The 19,381-nt window shown below is 58.9% G+C and carries 16 protein-coding genes and 2 pseudogenes; 6 read left to right on the forward strand and 12 right to left on the reverse strand.

Going from position 1 to position 19,381, the window contains the following annotated elements:
* Positions 1-76: 76 nt before the first annotated feature.
* Both JKL45_RS26640 and JKL45_RS26645 read right to left on the reverse strand, forming a co-directional pair.
* Positions 77-285 (reverse strand): annotated as a pseudogene (locus JKL45_RS26640) (IS6 family transposase); the annotation flags it as partial.
* A 208-nt stretch (positions 286-493) separates the two neighbouring features.
* The gene (locus JKL45_RS26645; protein ID WP_201864826.1) at positions 494-1,171 is read right to left on the reverse strand and encodes a recombinase family protein; all 678 of its coding nucleotides are present in this window, start codon (positions 1,169-1,171) and stop codon (positions 494-496) included.
* A gap of 131 nt (positions 1,172-1,302) precedes the next feature.
* Between JKL45_RS26645 and JKL45_RS26650 the strand changes: the two genes are divergently transcribed.
* The 3 genes from JKL45_RS26650 (at position 1,303) to JKL45_RS26660 (ending at position 3,362) form a co-directional block, all read left to right on the forward strand.
* Entirely contained in the window at positions 1,303-1,608 is a 306-nt protein-coding gene (locus JKL45_RS26650; RefSeq protein ID WP_201864827.1) for a hypothetical protein, read from the forward strand.
* Between the two features lie 620 nt (positions 1,609-2,228).
* Positions 2,229-2,504 (forward strand): hypothetical protein, encoded by a 276-nt coding sequence (locus JKL45_RS26655; protein WP_201864828.1) that lies wholly within the window; start codon positions 2,229-2,231, stop codon positions 2,502-2,504.
* A 219-nt stretch (positions 2,505-2,723) separates the two neighbouring features.
* Complete coding sequence (locus JKL45_RS26660; protein WP_201864829.1) at positions 2,724-3,362, forward strand: hypothetical protein; 639 nt, start codon at positions 2,724-2,726, stop codon at positions 3,360-3,362.
* A 585-nt stretch (positions 3,363-3,947) separates the two neighbouring features.
* On the opposite strand, the gene JKL45_RS26665 is transcribed toward JKL45_RS26660, so the two are convergent.
* Positions 3,948-4,088: a hypothetical protein gene (locus JKL45_RS26665; protein WP_201864830.1), complete on the reverse strand. Its 141-nt coding sequence runs from the start codon at positions 4,086-4,088 to the stop codon at positions 3,948-3,950.
* 332 nt (positions 4,089-4,420) lie between these two features.
* On the opposite strand from JKL45_RS26665, the gene JKL45_RS26670 reads away from it, so the two are divergent.
* Positions 4,421-5,824: a hypothetical protein gene (locus tag JKL45_RS26670; protein WP_201864831.1), complete on the forward strand. Its 1,404-nt coding sequence runs from the start codon at positions 4,421-4,423 to the stop codon at positions 5,822-5,824.
* 28 nt (positions 5,825-5,852) lie between these two features.
* On the opposite strand, the gene JKL45_RS26675 is transcribed toward JKL45_RS26670, so the two are convergent.
* The 3 genes from JKL45_RS26675 to JKL45_RS26685 all read right to left on the reverse strand — a co-directional run bounded on the left by JKL45_RS26675 (position 5,853) and on the right by JKL45_RS26685 (position 9,612).
* Positions 5,853-6,104: a DUF6894 family protein gene (locus JKL45_RS26675; RefSeq protein ID WP_201864832.1), complete on the reverse strand. Its 252-nt coding sequence runs from the start codon at positions 6,102-6,104 to the stop codon at positions 5,853-5,855.
* A 239-nt stretch (positions 6,105-6,343) separates the two neighbouring features.
* On the reverse strand, positions 6,344-6,568 hold the full coding sequence (locus JKL45_RS26680) for a hypothetical protein (RefSeq protein ID WP_201864833.1): 225 nt from the start codon (positions 6,566-6,568) through the stop codon (positions 6,344-6,346).
* Between the two features lie 83 nt (positions 6,569-6,651).
* Positions 6,652-9,612 (reverse strand): Tn3 family transposase, encoded by a 2,961-nt coding sequence (locus tag JKL45_RS26685; protein WP_201864834.1) that lies wholly within the window; start codon positions 9,610-9,612, stop codon positions 6,652-6,654.
* 258 nt (positions 9,613-9,870) lie between these two features.
* On the opposite strand from JKL45_RS26685, the gene JKL45_RS26690 reads away from it, so the two are divergent.
* Positions 9,871-10,707 carry an EAL domain-containing protein gene (locus JKL45_RS26690; protein WP_201864835.1) on the forward strand — a complete coding sequence of 279 codons (837 nt, stop codon included), beginning with the start codon at positions 9,871-9,873 and terminating at the stop codon, positions 10,705-10,707.
* A 417-nt stretch (positions 10,708-11,124) separates the two neighbouring features.
* On the opposite strand, the pseudogene JKL45_RS26695 reads toward JKL45_RS26690, so the two are convergent.
* From JKL45_RS26695 to JKL45_RS26720, 6 genes and pseudogenes are all read right to left on the reverse strand, one after another.
* A pseudogene (locus JKL45_RS26695) lies at positions 11,125-11,454 on the reverse strand (DDE-type integrase/transposase/recombinase); the annotation flags it as partial.
* Between the two features lie 140 nt (positions 11,455-11,594).
* Positions 11,595-12,776: a M20 aminoacylase family protein gene (locus JKL45_RS26700; RefSeq protein WP_201864836.1), complete on the reverse strand. Its 1,182-nt coding sequence runs from the start codon at positions 12,774-12,776 to the stop codon at positions 11,595-11,597.
* 60 nt (positions 12,777-12,836) lie between these two features.
* On the reverse strand, positions 12,837-13,616 hold the full coding sequence (locus JKL45_RS26705; protein WP_201864837.1) for an amino acid ABC transporter ATP-binding protein: 780 nt from the start codon (positions 13,614-13,616) through the stop codon (positions 12,837-12,839).
* A complete protein-coding gene (locus JKL45_RS26710) occupies positions 13,613-14,545 on the reverse strand; it encodes an amino acid ABC transporter permease (protein ID WP_201864838.1) in 933 nt (310 codons plus the stop codon). The genes JKL45_RS26705 and JKL45_RS26710 overlap by 4 nt, the downstream gene beginning before the upstream one ends.
* Positions 14,542-15,432, reverse strand: a complete 891-nt coding sequence (locus JKL45_RS26715) for an ABC transporter substrate-binding protein (RefSeq protein WP_201864839.1) — start codon at positions 15,430-15,432, stop codon at positions 14,542-14,544. Before JKL45_RS26715 ends, JKL45_RS26710 begins: the two co-directional genes overlap by 4 nt.
* Positions 15,433-15,485: 53 nt before the next feature.
* Positions 15,486-16,454, reverse strand: a complete 969-nt coding sequence (locus JKL45_RS26720) for an ABC transporter substrate-binding protein (RefSeq protein ID WP_201864840.1) — start codon at positions 16,452-16,454, stop codon at positions 15,486-15,488.
* A 100-nt stretch (positions 16,455-16,554) separates the two neighbouring features.
* Between JKL45_RS26720 and JKL45_RS26725 the strand changes: the two genes are divergently transcribed.
* Positions 16,555-17,880: an aminotransferase-like domain-containing protein gene (locus JKL45_RS26725; RefSeq protein WP_201864841.1), complete on the forward strand. Its 1,326-nt coding sequence runs from the start codon at positions 16,555-16,557 to the stop codon at positions 17,878-17,880.
* Positions 17,881-19,381: the final 1,501 nt, after the last annotated feature.

The raw sequence follows: 19,381 nt of genomic DNA on the forward strand, positions 1-19,381 counted from the left end.
GACGGTCTCCTGTGTTTGAGCCTCTCACGGCCTCATTCTGGCACAGCGATGCCGTAAGGGGCCGTCCACCCCAACACCTCCCGGTGACGGCTCTCTTGCGCCGATCCAACTGCTCGAGCAGTTTGGGCGAATAGCGCACAATCCATCTGTGAATGGTAGCATGATCGAGGAGATGCCGCGTTCAGCCATCATCTCCTCTAGGTTTCTCAGGCTCAGATTGTAGGCCAGATACCATCGAATGCAGAGCAGGATCACGGATCGATCAAAATGCCTGCCCTTGAACACTGCTATCTCCGCTACTATGACCAAGATCTCAGTAGATGAAACTCTGAAACAAAAGGTTTGCGACAGAGCCTTACGGAATACTCGTCGCGCTTGTCGGAGCGCCGTTTGGTGGAAGCTTCCTGTGCCTCATGGCGGGCCTTCTTCTGGCCCTCCTGAGAACCGGAGCTGAACGGGGTGTCAATCCTGCCTCGGACATGCCGACAGCAACTCACACTACTCGCCCCATCACCCGCTGAACCTGCACAGCGCTCCATGCGCCACCTCGGGCGGTCCTGATCCCCTTAGCGTTCAGACCAGCCGCGATCTGCCGGAGAGAAACAGCACCGGCAACCTTCAGCTCCTCGATGATGGCAGCAAGATCAGAGGCGCGATTGTCTGCCTTCGCTATACGGGCGGCAACGCTGGCCTTGGCTCCGTCCTTGGCCACGGCAGGCAGGTTGCCGCGATCCCCGCCCAGCCTCGTGCCACGAGCCTTGGCCGCGGCCAAGGCGTCCTTCGTGCGGGTTGAGATCGCCTTGGCCTCATGCTCGGCTACGGCGGCGAGGATGTGAACCGTCAGGCGGTTGGCCTGCGGGAAGTCCACGGCGGTGAATTCGACACCGGACTCCATCAGGTTGGAAATGAAGGCCACGTTACGCGCCAGACGATCCAGCTTGGCGATGACGAGGGTGGCACCATGCAGACGGCATAGGCGCAGCGCCTCAGCCAGCTTAGGCCGGTCGTTGCGCTTGCCGCTCTCGACCTCCACCACCTCGGACACGAGCTGCCAGCTGCCGCCGTTGAGGTAGGAGCGCACCGCCTCCTGCTGGGCCTCCCGCCCAAGGCCGGAGCGCCCCTGCTTGGCCGTGCTGACGCGGTAGTAGGCCACGAACTTGCCCTGAGCCATCAACCATCTCCAGCTTGTAACGATAACAACGATGTTCGTTGCTGTTAATGTTACAGGTACGACATGGCTGTCAAGCACTCTCATCCATGAGAGCCTTCGACGGATCACAGCCCTTGGGTCATGCTGTGCCCATGCGAACCGTGATCCTGATCGCCAGCATCCTCAGCACGGCCTCTGTGATGGCTCAGGACACCCCAGCTCTCTGGCGCGATCCTGATGGCGGCTGCACCTACTTCAGGCTCGGTGACACCCTCAGCCTGCGCTACCAGCGGGACGGCCTGCCCGACTGTCCAGACGCACGGCGCGAGGCCACTCCCGCCAACGGTCAAGGAGCCGTCACCCGCGATGATGTTCGCGATGTCACACGAGCCATTGAAGGACTGACCCGCAAGCTGGATGATCTGAGGCGAGAGTACGAGCGCAGAGGGCGCTTCTAGCGGCAGCATCAGGAATTTTTTCTGAGAAGTACCCCCCACCCCTTTTGGGTCCCATCCGCCGACCTTCGCGAGCGGCAAAAAGGACTCGTTTCAAAGCGTGGCCCGGACTCTTGAACATAAAGAGAACACCCCTCATCTAACGGCCAAGACGCCCAAAATACCCCAATCACCCCTCAGCCCTCCCGCAAGCCGGAACAACCCAGTCGGATCAATCGCTTGGATGCATCCTCCTTCGACGCTGGCCAGACGCCCTATACTTCTTTGTAAGTGTTGAAGGTGTCAGCACAGCCGAGGAGCCCAGTCCGTCCAGCAGCCGGAAAAAGCGCAAGCACAGACCCAAGCGGGATAGACGCCTCAAGACGGAGTCGAAGGGCATCACTTCCGATGAACGGCGGGACACCGTCAGGGCCGAGAACTTCGCCTACAGGATCGGATGCCCGCTCCGAACGACCCTCGATTTCCACCCCATCCATCTCGACGCTCCTCCCAAGGAGGACCTGGACGCCTTCTTCGCGGGTATTCGCAACCGGATCGCCACGTGGTGTCGGCGCAGGATTGGCGGAAGCTGGTGGGTCTGGTTTCGCGAAAACTACGCTGGTGACGGGCGCGAGCATCTCCACATGGTCATGCACCTGCCGCCGCGCTTTCGGAGCGAGTTGGAGGCCGCCATCCGCCGCTGGTATCCTGGACATCTTGAACTGGTACACGTCGGTGAACGCAAATCCCTGCGCAGCCCGAACACAGGTCGATGGACCGACGGGCTGTCCTACCGCATGAAGCAAATGCGTGGCGATGCCGTCGGCCCGCCCGCCTGTACCGCGAAACCAAGAGCCGCCATGACGGCGCTCCCGTGGCTCCTGTTCACGGCAAGCGGTGCGGTGTCTCGGACAGCCTGACCGTCAAGGCCGAAAAGGCATGGGAAGCTTCACGCCCATAGCGCAGTCATCGGCCCCGAACGCACCTACAAAAAGGGGCTTTTTTCAAACAATCATAGTGGATGGCGGAACCCCTTGTGGCTCAAGGGGTTCCGACCACTTCTAATTCACATATAAATCATGTAAATATCAAGTTCGGCACAGAATTTCGTATAATCGTTCGTATAATCGGGCGCGTAGATGGGCGGGACGGGCAGCGGCAACTACGGCGGTAAACCCACGATCGAGACCGCCCTGAAGCTCGATCTCTACAACCTCATCCGCACTGGCTCCTTCCGACCTGGTGCAACGGTGACAGGCTCCTTGGCGTGGACCAATAGCGACACCGGAGAGCAGAGGGCCAGCATCGGCTACGAGGCGCATATGGGCGAGGAACGCGGCTGGGTTCGCCTGTGCTACGCCACTACGAACCATTGGAACGGCCAGACCACCCAGCACGATTACACCATGGAGCTGACATCCACACCGCAGCCCTTGGGAGGCTGCCGCTGGTGGTGGGTCTGCCCCCGGCGCGGGGATCTCGTGTCCAAGCTCTACAAGCAGCTCTACAAGCCTGCTGGAGTCGCGATGTTCGCCTCCCGCAAGGCCCATCGCCTCACCTACCGCCGCCAGCGCCAGAGTCCCTATGACCGCGCCATCAGTCAGGCATTCAAGCGCCGCCAGCGCCTCGGATCGGGTGGCGGCATCGGCGATCCCATCGACAAGCCCCACGGCATGCGCTGGATCACTTTCGACCGCAAGATGGATCAGGTTGAGGCCGCAGAGGCCATCTGCAATGTCCGTCTCCTCCGGTTCGTCCAGAAGCTCTCCTGGTCTTGAGCGCAACGGACGAATAATCCGTTGCTCCGATTTCCTTCCGGCGAGATACGGCAAACGCTCCTGATGTAGGACGCTGTAAAGACAGCTATCATCCTCCTGCCTGGAGATGCGGCTCCTGACCGTGGTGTTCGGGACCAGGCGTGGAGAGGTCGGAAAAGCTCAACTCCTGGCCTCTCCTCTGGGTTACGCATCAGAATTGTCGAGGCGATTTAGGAATAAAATGATCTCTCCTGAGGTACAGCGCTTGCCCCAAGGCGGGGTGCCCCAATGCTGGCTATAGTTCCCAAGCTTGGCCGCTTTTTCAATGTTGCCCCTAAACTGGCCAAGCGGGAGAGGATGCCCAACGATCTCCAAGCGCATCCTCTCCCCTTTTCCGACAATAGCATCCGTGAGTATTTGTATTCCCTCTGAGGTCCGCTTAGACAGCCGTTAAAGAGGCATGCACACCCAGCGCAATCGGCTAAACCGACCGACATGACATTCAAAATCTTCTTCCGCTGGGTCGCTTGGCTTCTCGTACTCGCCATTGCCATCTTCACCCTCGCGCCAATCGAGTTTCGGCCGATCTCTGCGGCACCAGCCAGCTTAGAGCGGTTTGCGGCCTTTTCTGCCATTGGAGCCGCGTTTTGCCTCGGCTATCCGAAACACCGCCTCCACATATTTGCGCTGCTGATTGGGATCGTAGGCTTCCTGGAAGTCGCCCAAAACTATGTTCCAGGCCGCCATGGGCGCCTTCCGGATGGTTTAGTGAAGGCATCCGGCACTCTCCTCGGGGTTGCCTTCGCCACGTTCGTTACCCGCTATAGGCAAGTTCCCTAGAGGCACCATGCGGTTCGCATACCGAACAGTCCTATACTGGACCTTATGCGAAATCCCCCACGCGGTTTTAGCCCGTTCCGGACTGCAGCCCCAATAGCATGCAGGATCTCCTGAATAGTCATCCGGAGCAAAATCCAGAGCAAAGTGAAGCCTCATTCCCTGAATAGCCCTCTAGAGCAAAATGAAGCCACCCGTCAGTGGGTGAGCGAATGGTCTAAGGGGTGGTTCAGGAGGCGGAATTGAAACTTTATATCGCCACCAGCGCGCCAGTTGGTCCTCAGACGCTTAGCGTCAACTTCGGCGGCACCACCCTGCCGACCTACACCTACCGCCCAGCCGGGGAGATCAAGGGCGTCCTGCTCGCCTTTCACGATGCCGGCCGCAGCGGCCAAGATTACCGAGACTATGCCAAGCATGTCGCCGACACCTACGGCCTCTATGTGGTCGCGCCGGAGTTCAGCGAGGCGACGTTCTCGGACACCCAGTACCATCTGGGCGGCATCATCTCAGGCAGCCAGCTCCTGCCGCAGAACCAGTGGACCGTGTCGCTGGTCGACGACATCGCCGCATGGGCGCACGCTCAGGTCGGCAACGATCCGAACGATGAGACGATCGCCTACGGCCACTCGGCCGGCGGCCAGTTCCTGAGCCGTGTGGCGGCCTTCGGTCCCGACATCTTCGACAAGATGATCATCGCCAACCCCTCGACGCACGTGCGCGCCAGCCTCGAGGAGTACGTTCCCTATGGCTTCGACGGGTATTTCGCCTCAGCCGAGGAGGAGGCGATGCTCAAGGACTACCTGGCCGATCCGTTGACTATCTACCTGGGCTCGCAGGACAACGACCCAAATGATCCCGGTTTATGGCGCGACGAGGCCGCTATGCGCCAAGGCGATGACCGGCTGGAGCGCGGCGAGTTTGTCTACAAAGAGGCCAAGACGTTTGCCGCCGAGAAGGGCTGGGCCTTTAATTGGGAGTTGGTGGTGGCCGACGGTGTCGGCCATTCGGGCGACGGCATGCTCGATGCCCTAGCCTTCCAGCAGGCCTTCGATGGCCGGCCTGGGTACGCTCCAACCGACCCGCAACTTCAGCCCGAGCCGCAGCCCGAGCCGCAGCCTGAGCCGCTCCTTCCGTGGCCGCCGCCGACTGTCGATTACAACCGGCATTATCGCGGCACCTCGCATGCGGACCGCATCAAGGGCAGCGCCGGCAACGACAAGATCACCGGCTGGGGCGGCTCCGACGACCTCTGGGGACGAGGCGGCCAGGATGCCTTCGTGTTCGCCTCCAAGCTCAGCCCGAAGAACGTCGACAAGATCCACGACTTCAAGGCTGTCGACGACGTGCTCTTGCTCAAGAGCACGGTTTTCTCGAAGCTCGCGAAAGGCTACCTGTCCGATGGCGCCTTCACCCTCGGCCGTGTAGCCAAGGATGCGGACGACCACATCATCTACAACAAGAAGATAGGCATGCTGTCCTACGATCCCGACGGCCATGGGGGGCAACCGCGAAGCCGTTCGCGAAGCTCGTGCACAAGATCTCGATTTCGGCTGACGACTTCTACGTGTACTGAAAACGCTCTGTTGAGCGGTCCTCGGAGAACCTACGGCTTTTCGAAGTGCAAGAGATCGCCGGTGTCGTAAGGCACCTGGCCGCGCGTCAGGCGAACGATCACCAAGTGTGACCTGAGATCTGCGAAGTCCTCTGGATCGCAGCATCCACGCTGGCGAACTCGGAGCCGTCATCGTCACGTCCGAAATTCGCCCCGTCGTGGATATCGAAATAGAAGCGAGCCAAGGCAACCTCCCCGGAGAGTGCCCAGTCGTACTCAGGGAAGATGGACGGAGGATCTCTGTCACTCGGCCAGAGAACGACAGGGGTGCCATCCCGTGGTGCCGTGCTGATCGGATACCAATCGTCCATCGCTGGCCTTTCATGGGTTCCAAAGCTGGCTCTGCCGTTGTCGTCATCCGCTTCGGCAATGCCGAATGCCCTGCAACAGCCGGTCCAATGCAGCTTCGAGCCGGAGGTTCGGCTCAGAGGCTTGTGGAGGAATGCCGCTTGTTTGTCTTACCTCCCCCATAAGCATAAGGGATTCCGCTTGGCTTTTGCTTTTGGGGGACTTAGTCGCCAAAGCCACAGGGAGAGCCGCAGAGGACCGTCTAGCTGTTTCGGCAGGAATTTGTCCTCCGCTCCCCAGAACGGCTGCCACGGGCCACCGCAGCACGTCTGTTGGCGGCAATGAAGACCGGAGCATAGTCCGCGCCGAACATAAACAGGACTGGCTTCCGGCGCAGGCCCTCTTCCGTCGCCTTGTAGCGGGAGCCGGAGGCCGCGGCGCGGTCGAGGAAGCCGATCTCCTCCAGTACCCGGATTGCCCCCCGCACCTTATCTTGGGGAGCGCGCAAGGTTTGTGCAATAAACCTCGGTATCTTAGACGAAGCATGAACATTCCTCAGGGGAGCATCCCTCAGGCAGCGCTTCGGTGGCGGACATTGCGCAGCGGACGCGGCTGCCCGGCTCCAGTAACAGCATGCTGCCAGAGGTAATCGCCGGTCAGGCTGATATGTCGCCAGCCCAGTGGCGCGACATGCGTGAGAAGCTCGTCCGGCACGATCCAGCCTTGGGAGCGCAGATGCTCCACCGCGCGACCCATGTAGAGCGTGTTCCAATACACGATTGCAGCGATCACCAGATTGAGGCCTGAGGCCCGGTAGCTCTGGTTCTCGAACGTCCGATCCGTGATCCGGCCCTGCTTATGGGCAAAGATTGCCTGAGCCATGGAGTTGCGAGCCTCGCCCTTGTTGAGGCCAACATGGCAGCGCCGCCGCAGGTCTGGGCTCTCCAGCCAGTCGAGCGTGAATAGGCTCCGCTCAATCCGGCCAATCTCCTGGAGGGCGAGGTCCACCCGGTTCTGGCGCTTGTAGGCACTCAGCTTCTTGAGCATCACGGAGGGAGCAACGGTGCCAGCTTTGAGGGAGGCTGCCAGATGCAGCACCTCGTCCCAGCCTTGGCGCACCACGTCAGCGCAGATCGGGCGGCCCATCAATGGCTGGAGACTGCTCGGCACCTCCAGGCCCACCATAGTGGCCAGCCGCCGATCCTTCAGATCCCGCAGGCGGGGCACAAACCGGAAGCCGAGCAGATGGCACAGGCCAAAGACATGGTCGGTGGCGCCGCCCGTGTCGGTGTAGTGCTCATGGATGGACAATCCGGTTCCGTGGTGCAGCAGGCCATCCAGAACATGCGGCGCCTCGCTCGTGGTGGCCGAGATCACCTTGGTGTGGAAAGGGCCGTATTGATCCGACAGGTGCGTGTAGAACTTCACGCCAGGATCCGAGCCGTACTTCGCATTGACCTCGCCGGCTCCGGCACTCCTGCGCCCGGTGCGGAAGAACTGCCCGTCCGAGGAGGACGTGCTCCCGTCGCCCCAGAGGGCTGCCAGCGGGAGACGTTGGTGCGCATCGACGATGGTGCCGAGAGCTGCCTTGTAGGTTTCTTCCCGCAGATACCAGGAGTGCACCCAAGTCAGTTGAGCCTTGGTCACGCCCTGAGAGGCATCAGCCATCCTCTCGATGCCCAGATTGGTCGCATCGGCCAGCACCGCTGCCAGAACAGCCGTCACATCATCGGCCGGCCTGCCCTCGCGCAGATCGGTAAAGCAGCGCGCAAAGCCGGTTGCCTGCGCGACCTCGTTCAGCAGCTCGGTGATGCGGATGTTCGGCATCAGCAGGTCGAGATCGCGATCGAGCCGATCCGCTTCTGGAGGGGTGAGGGCCGGCAGTGGGGTCACATGCAGTTCCTCGCCACGCAGGGAGACGCCCGGGACGGCGTTCTTGCTCAGCCCTCGGGCGAACCGCTTCAGCCGCCACTCGAGAAGCTGGCTTCGCTCAGCCAGATACGCATCCGCATCATCCGGAGCTTTCAAGTCGGCAATCGCTGACGGGACAGAGGCCGGAGGCAGCAGATAGGTGTCGAAGCGCTGGTAGTTGCGGGTGCCTTCGACCCAGATGTCGCCGGAGCGCAGGCGATCCCGCAGCACGGCGAACACGGCCGTCTCATACAGCCGCCGGTCCGGTTGACCTGTTTCCATGATCAACTGCTGCCAGGTCTTCGGAAGGAACGACAGGGGAGGCTTCTGGGGCAAGTCCCTCCGACGGGAGCGGAGGCTGTCTAGGACCACGGTGAGCGCCGCAAGAACAGGGTTGAGCCGGCTGGTGCTGCGGAAGGTAAAGGCGTCCAGAAAGGGCAGGGCAAAGCGGCGTACCGTCATGAACTTCGCGGCCGCCATGACGAGTGTATCGCCATCAGCGAGTTGGGCCAACTCCTCAACCTGCGGCTGGACTTTGATCAACCGACTCCATCCGACCTCCTCATCAATGATCTTGAATGGATCTCCCCGCGTGGCGCGGGCGGTGCTCAGGGCCGTGATGGTCGAGTGGAACAGGCGCATCAGGCGGCTGACCTCACGGCCTGTGGTCTGATAGGCGCGCTCTTGGCGTCGGCGGGCACGGGTAAAGAGGCCGCCCACCAGCCGATCAAACATCCCGATGGCAGCATCGGCCAGTTTGGCCTCGAGCTCAATGATCTGCGCCACGAGCGTCGCCCGACGCCGGCGCACACTGTATTCGTCGAGCAGGAAGGCTGGAGCAACGGCTCCCTCGCGTACGAACTGCTGAAAGCGGCGTTCGTGGACCCGGTCTACGATCTCGGGGCTGATCTGGAGGGACCGAACGAAGGTCAACCGCTCGAGGAGTGCTGCCATGTTAGCCGTACTGGGAGCTTCGGCGATATCGCGCAGCCAGGCGAGGGGAGTGCGCTTGAGCGTGGCGTCATTCACCAGCAGGGCATCGATCGCCTTGAGCCGATCCTCTGTCAAAGGCGCGAGAAGCGCCTCGGCAGCACGCCTGCGGGCCAGGGCTCGGCCGGCACGGGCAAGCCGCTCGAGCCTAGCGGGCGCTGGCAGAATGATCCAATGATCGCGCAACCAGTCAAGAACCGCTTGAACAATCTCGACCCCATTATCCGTCGCCCAGGCTGCTTCCGCCGCAACATTCAGCATGAGCGGCCAGTCCTCCTGCATCGCGGGCCGCAAGTTCAAGCGAGCCATCAGTTCGGCGGCATGGTCGAGCCGGGTTTGCGGCCGTCGACTGTAGTCCTCGAAGACGTGAGGTGAGACCTGGAGTTGGCTTGCCAGGAAGGTGAGCATCTCTCGCGAAGGAGCCTCGTTGAGGCGAAGCCCAAACCCGGGATGCCGGAGCAAGCAGAGTTGGACCGCAAACCCAAGTTGGTTGCGGGCACCGCGCTTGCGCAACACCAAGTCGAGATCATCCGGGCTGAGGGTATAGTGCTTGATGAACAGGTGTTCCTGCCGAGGCACATCGAACAGGAGTTGGCGTTCATCCTCAGTCAGCAAGCCACGTTGTGCCATTGTACGCCCCTACACAGCCCCGGCTTGATGATTGATGTGAGGCCGGGGTCCGGGACGGGATTATGGGATTGTGAAAGCGGCGTGCCGAATCCTGTTTGGTTGCTGTCCACAGAGTGAGCGGGGAGGGCGGCAGCCACCTCTGCTCACTACCTTCTATGTTCCTGCTTTGTCCGGTTTGCCGAGGTTTATTGCAGAAACCTTGCGCGCTCCCCAAGTGCGGTCTTGGGTCAGGCGGATATTGCCTGCCTGACGGCCAAAATGGCCGGGCGGAACCGGGTTAGCATTTACCGGCCTGAGCAGAGCGAAGCGGTCGAGCGCCACCGTGAGATTGCAGTCGCGGCCGGGATCAAGCTGGCGATAGAAGAGGGGAGGTTGCGGCTGTTCGCGCAACGTATCGTCGCGTGTTCGGGTTCGACCCAGGACCGGTATGAGATCCTGGTGCGGATGGTGGACAGGGAAGGGGCGATTATCCCGCCCTCCGTGTTTATTCCAGCGGCAGAACGGTACGACCTTATCGGAGCGATCGACCGTTGGGTGATACGCGAAACCCTGTCCGTTGTTGGACGGGCAGGGCGGCTCGACCCGCAGACCCATATTCATCTCAACCTGTCGGCAGCGTCGATCGGAGACGTCTCGTTCGCCACCTACGCGATCGAGGCTCTTGAGGTCTCCGGTGTCGTCCCGGAGATCCTGGTCTTCGAGATCACGGAAACGGCTTTGGTCAGCAATATGGCTGTGGCAGCCCACACGGTCGGCAGGCTGCGGGAGATCGGCTGCCAGATTGCCCTCGATGATTTCGGCGCGGGCCTGAGTTCGTTCAACTACCTGCGCCAGTTCCCGGTTGACATGGTCAAGATCGATGGCAGCTTCGTGCATAACATGACGGTGAACGCAGTGGACCGCTACATCGTCAACTCCATCCATCAGATTGCCCAGGAACTCGGTGCGCAGACGGTCGCTGAGGTTGTCGAGGACCAGGCGACTTTCCAGTTGGTCTCGTCCTTGGGCATCACATTCGCCCAAGGTTACGCGATCCACAGGCCTGAACCCCTCGATGCCGTCATGTCAGATCACAAGGTCTGCGCCGAAGCGTAGCGGCCGAGCCCGAGGAATCGTTGACCTTGTTCTCAACCATGATGCCGATCGGTCATTGTCGGTTTATCTGCAATGAGTTAAGCCTACCCCCGTTCTTAGGGACGGGTTCTCATGTTGGTGTGGAGCACAGTTGTTGCATTCGTCCTCTCGCTTGCTGCGTTAGGCCCGCTGCGGAGGGTCTCACCGGAATGGCTTCAGACCGGCGCGGAATTCCTGGCGGTAATCAGCATCTTCGCCCTGGTGTGCCTGCTGGAATCCAGCGGCAATAATACTGATCGGTCCAATCCAGCCTCCTGATAATTTTTGGTAACGTTCCGTAGATTACGGTGCTGCTCCGTTACCTCCTCTGATCGGAGACGGGCTTGTCACGTTATCTGTCCAGGGACGCAATGAGACTTTATTTGCAGCGAAGTTGGTTCAAGCGGCGGCACCGCCCATAGCTTTCCATTCTGCCATCACGGTAAGGCGATGCAGATGCGTGGCAAGGGCGGAGAAGCGGGAACGAGGTGGAACGAAGAGGTTGCGGACGGCTGAGAAGATTGTGGTGAACCTCTGCAGGCCTCCCGGCGATCGAAAGCCCTGCATGATCCGCTCTCGTCGGCGCAAGGGCAGATGTGAATTCTCCACTCGGTTGTTAAGCCCCTTGTGCGATCGGTGTTCGACGGCTGGCATGACCTGACGCCGGGCAGCGGTGTAGGAGCCTAGCTTGTCGGTGATCATCCGCCTCGGCGAGCAGCCCTGCTTCGATTTTCGACATCTTTGCGAGCTCCAGTAGTGTGAAAGGCCGCCGGAGGGTGGGCTGAGCATCACCTACGAAGATGAAGGGTGTTAGGCTGCAGCAGCCGAAATGCGCGACGTGGTGATTGTCGGCGCCGTTTCTGTGTAGGTTACGAACCGAGGTACCGCTCTACCAACCGCGCCCAAAGTGCTGCTCCTGTTGTCAAACTTCCGTCGGCGAAGTCATATTTCGAGCTATGCAGAATAGCGGAATTCATGCCATTGCCGAGGCGCAGGAAGCTTCCCGGCTTGTGTTCGAGGAAGTAAGCGAAATCCTCACTTCCCGGGATGAGGTGGCAGGTTGAGACTCTTTCCGTTCCAATGAGCTCCTCTGCTACGGCACGGGCGAATGTCGTCTCGGCCTCCGAGTTGACGACGACCGGGTACCCACGCTCGTAATCGATCTCGACCGTAGCGCCGTAGCCTTCAACGACAGACCGTGTCAATTTGGTGACACGTTCCTGGAGAAGGTCACGGACCTTCGGTTCAAAGGAGCGGACGCTGAGGGCGAGTTTCGCATACTCCGGGATAACGTTAACGGCATTGCCCGCGTGGATCGTCCCGACGGTAACAACCGCAGTCTGGGTCGGGTCAACATTCCGAGATACGATGGTCTGCAATGAGACGACGAGATTGCAGGCGATCACCACAGGGTCGACGGTGAGATGCGGGCGCGAGGCGTGACCGCCAGTACCTCTAATAGTGATACTCACGGTATCGGACGAGGCCATCATTGGACCGGCGCGCAGAAGGATATTGCCCTCTGGTGCACCGGGATGGTTGTGCAGACCATAAATTGCATCAAAGGGAAAGCGCTCGAACAGGCCATCGGCGATCATCGCTTGAGCACCGCTGACCTTGCCGGCCTCTTCGGCCGGCTGAAATACCAGCGTCACAGTGCCACTGAACCGACGGGTGCGAGCAAGATACTCAGCCGCGCCCAGAAGCACGGTCGTATGTCCGTCATGGCCGCAGGCATGCATCTTCCCAAGGCTTTTGCTCGCGTAGGCGAGCCCTGTCTCTTCAGAAATTGGAAGAGCATCCATGTCGGCGCGAACGGCAATACCCTTTTTTCCATTACCAGCGCTCAGGCGCGCAACGACGCCATGGCCGCCGACATTGCGGGTCACCTCATAGCCCCAGCTCTCAAGCTTCTCGGCAACGAAACGTGCCGTTTCGGCTTCTTCAAACGAGAGTTCCGGATTTGCGTGAAGGTGCTGGCGGATGCCCGTCAGTTCTGCTTCCATGGCTTCGAAATCCGAGACGCGGGCAAAGACATTGTCGTTGAGCATGAGATCAATCCGAATGGCTACCGAGAGGCTGGCGAAGGTGAAAGGGCTGCTTGCTGACTATCAGAGAAAGCGCGACAGGAATGCCTGTGTGCGCGAGTGCTGCGGGTTGCCGATGACGTCCTCCGGCCTGCCCATCTCGACAATCTTGCCATCATCCATGAATACCACCCGGTCTGCCGCCTCTCGGGCAAAGCTGATCTCATGGGTGACGACGATCATGGTCAAACCCTGCTTGGCAAGGTCACGCATAGTTGCCAGAACTTCACCAACCAGCTCGGGATCCAGCGCTGATGTCGGCTCATCAAACAGCATCAGTTTCGGCTTAATCGCTAAAGCGCGAGCTATCGCCACCCGCTGCTGCTGGCCACCGGAGAGTTGCCGAGGATAGTTGTTCGCTTTCTCCAGCAAGCCGACCCGCTCGAGAAGCTTCATGGCGTTCTGGGATGCTTCCTTACGGCTTTCGCCGTGAACACCCACAGGAGCCTCGATGATGTTCTGCAGCACCGTCATATGCGGGTAGAGGTTGAACTGCTGGAAAACCATTCCGATCTTCCGGCGCTGACGGGCAATGGCATTCGCAGACAGCTTTTCCAAGCGGTTGTTGCGAATTCGATAACCCATCTGCTCACCATCCACTTCGATGAGGCCCTTGTGGATGGCCTCTAGGTGGTTGATGCAGCGCAGGAAGGTCGATTTTCCCGAGCCGGACGGGCCAAGGATCACCACGACCTCTCCTGGCATGATATCGAGATCAATTCCCTTAAGCACTTCAAGTTGATCGAAGGACTTATGGACGTCGCGTGCCCGAACGAGGGGCTTCGTGGTCTGAACAGCGTTCAATGGTTTGCCTCCACAGCTGCTCCGGCAGCTGCTGGCTTTGCACCAGCTCCGTTCTGTCGTTCACCGCGGCCATAATAAGCCTCGATATAGCTCTGCCCGATATTGAGGATCGAGGTGATGAACAAATACCAGATGACTGCAACGAGCAGCATCGGAATAATCTCGAAAGTACGATTGTAGATCGACTGCACGGAGTAGAGCAGGTCAGCCATGGCGATAACGCTGACGAGAGAGGTCGCCTTGATCATGCTGATCAGCTGGTTGCCGGTTGGCGGAACGATCGATCGCATAGCCTGCGGAATGATAATACGCCACAAAGCCCTGCCTCTGGTCATGCCGAAAGCTTCCGCCGTTTCGGCTTGGCCTCGGTCAACGGACAGAAGGCCACCGCGGATGATTTCCGCCATATAGGCTGCTTCGTTAAGCGCAAGTCCGACGATTGCAGCCGTTATCGGTGTGATCACTGAATTCGTATCCCAGCTTGCCAGGGCTGGGCCGAAGGGAATCGCGATCGAAATCTGCGGGAACAACGTGGAGAGATTGTACCAGAAGATCAGCTGCACGAGCAGCGGTGTGCCGCGAAAGAACCAGATGAAAAGCCCCGCGGACGAGCGTGCAAGGCCATCCTTGGACATGCGCGCAATGGCCAGTACCAGCCCAAGGATAGTGCCAAGTACCATGGCGACGACAGTAAGCCAAAGGCTAACGTAAAGACCGCTCATCACCGTCGGATCGAAGAGATAGGCTGCGACGACCGGCCAGCCGAAATTCTCGTTATTCGCGACGATCCAAGCGAAGTTCAACACAACGAGGAGGATGACCGCCCAGAGGATCAACCGGCCCGTACGGAAGGGAACGTGGGCGGTTGCCACGTCCCGGATGTCCGCACCGCTCGAGGGCGATGCGCCGGTCAGATAAAGCTGGCTCATTTCGGGAGAGTCCCACCAAGATTGATGCCTGGCTCCTTGATCATGTTGTTCTCAAGGCCCCACTTCTTCATGATCGCGGCATAGGTGCCATTGTCCATCAACACTTTGATGGTGTCGAGGAGCAGCGGCCCGAGCGGCGAGCCCTTCGGCACGACTGCACCTTGATAGAGGTTCTCGAAGCCATTCTTCTGGCCAACGCCTGTGAGCTCGAGCTGACCATTCGCCTGAGAAACGAAATAGGTGAGAGGCGCTTGAGACGAGAAGAACGCTTCTGCGCGCTTCGAGCGAACGGAAAGGATCGAGCTCGGCTGATCCGTGTAAGACTGAACCACGATGGGTTCCTTGCCATCGGCCTTGCACTTTTCCGCCTGAACCTGAATCACACGCTCGGCCGAGCCGCCGGCCATAACAGCGATGCGATTGCCGCAGGCAGTATCGAGCGAGGTGATGCCCTTAGGATTGCCCTTCTGGACCGCAAAGACAACGAACTCTTGAACCCAGTCAACGAAATCGTTGGCTTCCTCGCGGCTCTTGAAATCGCCGACCGGACCGAAGGCGAATTGGTAGCGTCCAGAGTTAACACCAGTGAGCAATGCCGGCAGACCGCCGACCGTGGCATGTTCAATCTTGACACCGAGGAGCTGACCGATTGCTTCCGTGAGGTCGTCACTGGCGCCAGTCATCTCAGTGCCGGTGACGATTTCGTAAGGAGGGAATGAGCCATTGTTGACTGAGATCATCTTGCCTTCAGTGCGGATGTTCTCAGGCAGGCGCGCCCGCAGTTGCTCATTCACAGTCTGCTTCGGGATTGTTGCATCCTGCGCGCGGATAGGGCTTACCAGAACAAGGCTGGCGAAGGCAGCGGAAGTGATGAGTTTCAGATACATGTCGTGATCCCTCATTTAAGTGCTACGAAAGCGCTTCAAATCTTGAATAGGACTTACGAAAGGCTGCTCTTTACTTGCCAGGGAAAAAGATCACCGGGTGTAAGCTGGCGAGATAGAATCTTCTGCGCATGAAGTTCATTGGCGAAGTCTGAGATCATGGCCTCGTTCGCTTCAAGCCCACTGGTATTCCAGGATGGCGGCAAATCGGCGGCGCAACGGCGTAGCTCGTCGATCATCCAGGGCGTCGTGTCCGCATACTTCTCCCGCTTCTGCAACCACATGCGCTGGGACGCATCAATAAGTTCGCTGAGCTCGTCCATGACCCAGGGGTTCTCTTGCACGATCTGGGCCTTGAAGCCGATCAGGTGCATACCTGGCACATAGCCAACCTCGTGGAAGTAAGTGACCTCGGCGGCCCTGAAGTCGTCAAGGACTTGGCGGAACGGGGAGTCTTGGTCGAAGAACCCTGGCGGCATGAACGGAGTGAAGATTGCGTCCAGACCTCCATTCTTTAGAAGATCGACCATCGGCTGTTCACCGGGGGCGGCTTCAATACGGCCTGGTCGTCCAAAGCCGTCGAGCCGATCCGTGATCGGATGAGCTTCTGTCAGCCGGCCTGCGTACCACATAGCATCATCGATTTCGACGCCTTCGCGGCGGATAGCAGCGCGGGTCCAGGTATTTCCGGAATCCCTCCAGCCGGTCACGCCGATCTTCTTGCCGGCGAGATCCGATAGCTGGCGGATTGAGCTCTCCTTCCGCGTAATGATACAGCGGTGACGAAAACCGCGCATGATGAAGTTCGGCATGCCGACTACGCTGTCATCGCCATCGTGCCGTAATTGGGCGTAGCGGCTGAAGGACATCTCGGCTGCGTCATACGCCGGATCATGCCCGACGTTGGAAATGAGAGTGCCAACACGATCGACTCTGACATCGAGGCGAGGGGACTGAACGTCGCCCAGAACCAGGGGCGTCATGTAATCCCAGTCCCGAAGGGCAAGTCGGAGGGTTAGCGGCATGAGCAATCACTCGCAACAAACTTGTGTTCTAAGCAGTTAAAATGTTCATATCTCATTGATCAAACCCTTTTACGTTATTGAACATTAAATTTGGTGTCGTATGGACGAGAGCAGAGACGCAACTTGGTTTGCCGAGAAACTGACGGACAGGACGATTCGTGGAATTGCCATCGAAACAAGAGCCTTGATCCGCGCTGGTGCGCTGCCGGTCGGTACTAAATTACCGCCGATCCGCGACCTCGCTTTTGCCCTTGGGATCAGCCCTGCGACTATCTCAGAAGCCTGGAGCGAATTGCGGCGCCAGAAGATCATTAGCGGGCGAGGACGAAATGGTACGTGGGTCAGCGGTGACCGCTTCGTCGCTAAGCCCCAACGCTTAGGAAGCTCCGGCAATTACGGCGAAGGAACCCTAAACTTGACCGCAGCTGTCCCTGACGTTCACCTGTTGCCGCCACTGGCCGGGGCAATGGCCTATGGCGCCTCAGCGGATAACCTCAACAGTTACGAGCGTAGCCGCATCCTTCCGGAACTGGAGGAGGCAGTCAGGAAAATCTGGTCTTACGAGCCGGAGGCGTTCTTGGCGACAAATGGCGGATACAATGCGGTTTATACGCTGGTCCATGCTCTCGTGCCGCCAGGGGCATCGGTCGCGCTCGAGAACCCGACCGGCATGCGCCTCCTCGACATTTTGGAGGATCGGGATGTGCGTATCCTGCCGGTTCAGTGTGACAGCGAAGGACCTTTGCCATCATCTCTTGAAGCAGCTTTGAAACTTAAGCCGGCCGCCTTTATCTTCCAGCCACGACTGCATTCGGTTACTGGTCAGAGCGTTAGCCGAGAGCGGTTGGAAGATCTCGCGAGGATTCTGCGGGGCACCGATACGCTTATCGTCGAGGATGATGGAGTCGGAGATATCTCCGCCGCGCCACGCCACTCTATGGGCGGCCACTTTCCGGACCGGGTCATTCACATTCTATCTTTTTCGAAGACGCATGGACCCGACTTGCGACTTGCTGTCCTCTCCAGCTCACGAGCCATCGTCGATCAGATCCAATCTTACCGAAGCTTTAGCGCCGGCTGGACGAGCCGCATCCTACAGGCTGGCGCGGCTTGGCTGCTGCGCGATCCGGCGACACAAGCATCAATTGATCACGCCAGAATGGTCTACCAAGAACGACGCGCTAATCTAGTCAACGCTTTACAACAAAGAGGAGTAAGGGCCATGCACGGTGCTGGCCTGTGCGCATGGGTTCCGGTATCATCAGAACCATTTGCGATGGTGACGCTTGCCGCGCACGGTATTGCTGTCCATCCTGGTGCCAAGTTCTCTATTCTGCCAACATACTATCTGCGCGTTGCAACTGCCACTCTCTCTGACCGCTATGAGAAGGTTGCGGAATCAATTGCGTTGGCCGCTGGCGCGTGAGCAAATTCTGGACAAGTACCTGCTTTGGATTTGGCACAATCGCATGGCCAATTAGGTGCCTCAGTCTGAGAGCATTGTCTCGTCCATACATCTCCTATGTGATACCCGCAACGCAACTGCACTAGCATAAATAACGACAGTAGGCTCGATAGGATGTCCATGGACACTTGAGCCGAGGACAACAACGCGTCTTCGGGGCACCTATTGAACATAGGTCACTGCTCATTCATTAGTATTCCTAAAGTGAGTTTAACTCCCATAATCTTTGTTACCGGTCCTTTTTTTGTACCCGCAAAGTTAGAATGTCCCGCCATAGCAAACTAGGGGTTCTTCCGCGCTTTGCATGCTGTCCCTGCTTTTCATACCGCTTCGAGAACGCGCTGCCGTAGCAGCATGAAGCTCGCTCTGCCTTACATCGACCTGGGTGAGGTTCAGCAGGAATACATTACCTAACCATCATCGCTGGCTTTGGGGCGTCCCGCGGCAGGTCAACGGCCGTACTCTGGGCAGAGTCTTCATTTCCCGTCTCCTTGCCCATCCCTGGGTTCTGATCCGGCAGCGTGGCAAGAAGCCTGATCGAGCCTGAAAGCTTTCGTGCTTTGATCGTATGTCGATGTCTATCGCTGACAGCAGTGCGTGCAGATGGAGTCGGCCTGAATGCAGCACCTTTTGGAGAAGCGTCAGGATGACGTCATGGTTGCAGAGGAGACGTCGTTTGCGGCCGCTGTCGGCCTTTGATCCAGTCTGATGAAAGAGCCAGACACCAGATCCGACGCTGCATGTGTTTCGACACTAACCGCTGCAGAGGTGAGGGAAACAACTGTTCTCAGCCCAAGTTTGCTGCTTCTCGACGCCAGCATGAAAGCAGACGCGAGTGCCTGTTCCTCAGTCAGGTACACGGCAAGCTTGCTCCTGGCAGGATACAGACCAGAAGCCTTCCTTTGTGTGGGTTACCACAATACGCTGCATGCTTGCGGCTCCACTGCAGGGCGGCCGCTCGGCGTAAGGGTTTGGCGTTGCGGCCGCAGCAGGTCAACTGAGGTAGGGGCACTGAGGATCGGAGTTGTATCGGTTAGGACACCTGAACGTGTCCGTTGCGAGCTATTCCCGCTTCTTTCTGGAACGGAGTCTGTCTCTCATTGTCGTTCTCGGCTCCCGGTTGCCGAGGGCACATAGCCACCATCGGGAGCAATCCCGTCGAGAACACCCTTGCCGAGCAGTACGAAAGGACGGTTTTCATGGTTCGGCCTCCCTGAAGGTGAGGCAAAGACTATCCACCTAGCCGGTAGGAACGATGTGCGTGCGAACACATGAGAGACGGCCGGGTATAAGTTTGAGGCAGCATCGGATGCTACCCTCGAGCAAACTGCCGTAAAGCGCATGACTTTGCTGGCGAGATTACAAGGGCGGATAGACTCTAAATTGTCGACCCTGAATAACCCACAACTGATTGAGGTTGAAGGATTCTTCACCTTTGCGAAGCATTGTAGAATGCCAGCAT

This window comes from Microvirga soli, from assembly GCF_016734765.1.
Lineage (GTDB): Bacteria > Pseudomonadota > Alphaproteobacteria > Rhizobiales > Beijerinckiaceae > Microvirga > Microvirga soli.

Excerpts from the sequence above, each read along its gene's own strand:
- JKL45_RS26710 (WP_201864838.1), bottom strand. The coding sequence starts at position 14,545 with ATGAGCCAGCTTTATCTGACCGGCGCATCGCCCTCGAGCGGTGCGGAC.
- JKL45_RS26645 (WP_201864826.1), bottom strand. The coding sequence starts at position 1,171 with ATGGCTCAGGGCAAGTTCGTGGCCTACTACCGCGTCAGCACGGCCAAG.
- JKL45_RS26650 (WP_201864827.1), top strand. The coding sequence starts at position 1,303 with ATGCGAACCGTGATCCTGATCGCCAGCATCCTCAGCACGGCCTCTGTG.
- JKL45_RS26690 (WP_201864835.1), top strand. The coding sequence starts at position 9,871 with ATGGCCGGGCGGAACCGGGTTAGCATTTACCGGCCTGAGCAGAGCGAA.
- JKL45_RS26725 (WP_201864841.1), top strand. The coding sequence starts at position 16,555 with ATGGACGAGAGCAGAGACGCAACTTGGTTTGCCGAGAAACTGACGGAC.
- JKL45_RS26675 (WP_201864832.1), bottom strand. The coding sequence starts at position 6,104 with ATGGACGATTGGTATCCGATCAGCACGGCACCACGGGATGGCACCCCT.
- JKL45_RS26665 (WP_201864830.1), bottom strand. The coding sequence starts at position 4,088 with ATGGCGGCCTGGAACATAGTTTTGGGCGACTTCCAGGAAGCCTACGAT.
- JKL45_RS26700 (WP_201864836.1), bottom strand. The coding sequence starts at position 12,776 with ATGCTCAACGACAATGTCTTTGCCCGCGTCTCGGATTTCGAAGCCATG.
- JKL45_RS26685 (WP_201864834.1), bottom strand. The coding sequence starts at position 9,612 with ATGGCACAACGTGGCTTGCTGACTGAGGATGAACGCCAACTCCTGTTC.
- JKL45_RS26660 (WP_201864829.1), top strand. The coding sequence starts at position 2,724 with ATGGGCGGGACGGGCAGCGGCAACTACGGCGGTAAACCCACGATCGAG.
- JKL45_RS26715 (WP_201864839.1), bottom strand. The coding sequence starts at position 15,432 with ATGTATCTGAAACTCATCACTTCCGCTGCCTTCGCCAGCCTTGTTCTG.
- JKL45_RS26655 (WP_201864828.1), top strand. The coding sequence starts at position 2,229 with ATGGTCATGCACCTGCCGCCGCGCTTTCGGAGCGAGTTGGAGGCCGCC.
- JKL45_RS26720 (WP_201864840.1), bottom strand. The coding sequence starts at position 16,454 with ATGCCGCTAACCCTCCGACTTGCCCTTCGGGACTGGGATTACATGACG.